Raw genomic sequence first — 2,191 nt, 5'->3', positions numbered from 1 at the left:
TGGCGTCCTTCCGTTAGCGCATGTTTATGGTCTTACCATATCGAATACGTGCTATATAACGGGAAGTTCAGTTGTTGTTTTCGCCCGGTTTGACCCTGAAGAAATTTTCAAAGCTATTGAGACTTATAAAGTAAAAGCTTTTTCCGCAGTGCCTGCGATGATTCATGCAATGGTTGGCAGCCCAAAAGCCGATCAATATGACACACACTCCCTCGAGTGGATTGGCTCAGGATCGGCTCCGCTGCCGATTGCCCTGTTAAACGGCTTCCGCCAAAAGTTCAGGGCAAAAGTTTTTGAGGGTTATGGCTTATCAGAAGCAGCTCCTATCGTTACCGCACACAATAAAAAAATTGAAATAAAGCCAGGTTCAGTCGGAATCCCGATTCCAGGAATCAACATAAAAATCGTTGATCAACTGGGCAGGGAAGTCCCCACAGGAGCAGTTGGGGAACTGATCGTTTCTGGTGACAACATTACTCCTGGATACTACCAGAACAGTGAAGAAACAAACAAGGTCATAAAGGATGGCTGGCTGTTTACCGGTGATATGGCCAGAGTGGACAACGAGGGCTATCTCTATATTGTCGACAGGAAAAAGGATCTGGTCATCAGGGGCGGTTTCAATATATATCCCCGTGACATCGAAGAGCTGCTGAACGCCCATGAGTCTGTATCAGAGGCAGCTGTCGTTGGGGTACCTGATGAAGCGATGGGTGAGGAAATCGTCGCATGTGTCGTTAAAAAAAAGGGCGCGTCACCAACAGAAGAGGAACTGATTCATTACTGCCAGGACAATCTTGCCAAAAATAAAACACCTAAGCGGATTGTTTTTATGGAAGCTTTGCCACGGAACGGTGTGGGCAAGATCCTGAAGACCCGTTTAAGAGAAACTGCTGCAACTATCGTCACAAAATAAAGCCATTTACAAAGGAGGAGTGCAAATGGAACAAAGAACCATTTTAACAACCAGCAAGCGGGGATTGCAGACGGATTCATTCCCGTTCCGTCTCTATCAAAAAGCGAAGAAATTCGGGATCTGGAACCCTGCTGACATTGATTTTACCCAGGACCAACAAGACTGGAACCAGCTGAATGCTGAACAGCAGAATGATATTTTGCGATTGATTTCACAATTTCAGGCTGGCGAGGAAGCCGTTACCCTCGATTTGCTGCCGCTGATCATGGCCATCGCCAAGGAAGGCAGGCTCGAGGAGGAAATGTTTTTAACCACCTTCTTGTTCGAAGAAGCCAAGCATACGGAGTTCTTCCGGCTTGTCTTGAATGCGCTGGGTGAAACAGGAGATCTATCAGGACACCATACAGCTACTTATAAAACGATTTTTTATGAAATCCTGCCGACTACGATGGACCGTCTGCTGACTGACCAATCTCCTGAAGCTATCGCTGAGGCTGCAACTGTCTACAATATGTTTGTTGAGGGAGTCCTGGCTGAAACAGGCTACTACTCATTTTATCAAAACCTTGAAACACTCGGTTTGATGCCAGGACTGCTCATGGGGATCGGCAATTTGAAAAGAGATGAATCAAGGCATATAGGCTATGGGACCTTCCTGTTGCAAAGACTGATTTGTGAGCATCCGCATTTATACGAGTTCGTTGAAGGAAAAATGCAGGAGCTGACCCCGCTTGCCATCCGTTTGAACCAGGAGGGATTCAAGGGGAAGGATGTAAGTACTTTCGGAAACCAGATTGAAGATACAATGAATTTTACCATGAAACAGCTTTCTGTCCGGATGGACATCCTCTCCCGTGCAAGGGGCAAGCGGATTGAAGAGATTTATAGAGTCTCAGAAACTGAGATGGGAGTTATGTAAGGACTAACCAGGGCGGTAACCAGCGAGTTGGTCGAAATAAATTCAAAAGTGGTCGAATAAATCGAATATGTGGTCGAATAAATCACAAATGTGGTCGAATTAATTAAAAATGTGGTCGAATAAGTCGGAAAAGTGGTCGAATTAATGATTTGGCGCGGAATAAAAAGGTGAATACAACTAAAATTTTCAGGTACTTAGACTAAGAGAAGTGCAAATATTTCAAAACGATCACCTATAAGGGTTATAACCAATATTTTTATATGTTAAGGAGGAAGCAAAATGACTGTAAATGTCGATGTAAAAACGTTCCCGTTATTCATTAATGGAAAATGGGAGGCAGCGAGCAGCCAGGAAAC

General features: G+C 44.6%; 2 protein-coding genes. Both read left to right on the top strand.

The window, feature by feature from the left end:
• The coding region (locus ACH0QE_RS07055) for a class I adenylate-forming enzyme family protein (protein WP_415800001.1) at positions 1-916 on the top strand (916 nt) is incomplete at its 5' end.
• A 25-nt stretch (positions 917-941) separates the two neighbouring features.
• Positions 942-1,835 (top strand): R2-like ligand-binding oxidase, encoded by an 894-nt coding sequence (locus ACH0QE_RS07050; protein WP_415799999.1) that lies wholly within the window; start codon positions 942-944, stop codon positions 1,833-1,835.
• Positions 1,836-2,191 lie beyond the last annotated feature (356 nt).

Origin of the sequence: Mesobacillus sp., assembly GCF_047739415.1 — a bacterium.
In the GTDB taxonomy this organism is placed as follows: domain Bacteria; phylum Bacillota; class Bacilli; order Bacillales; family Cytobacillaceae; genus Mesobacillus.
The sequence above is the reverse complement of the archived record's forward strand: the minus strand, read 5'-3'. Positions and strand labels throughout refer to the sequence as shown.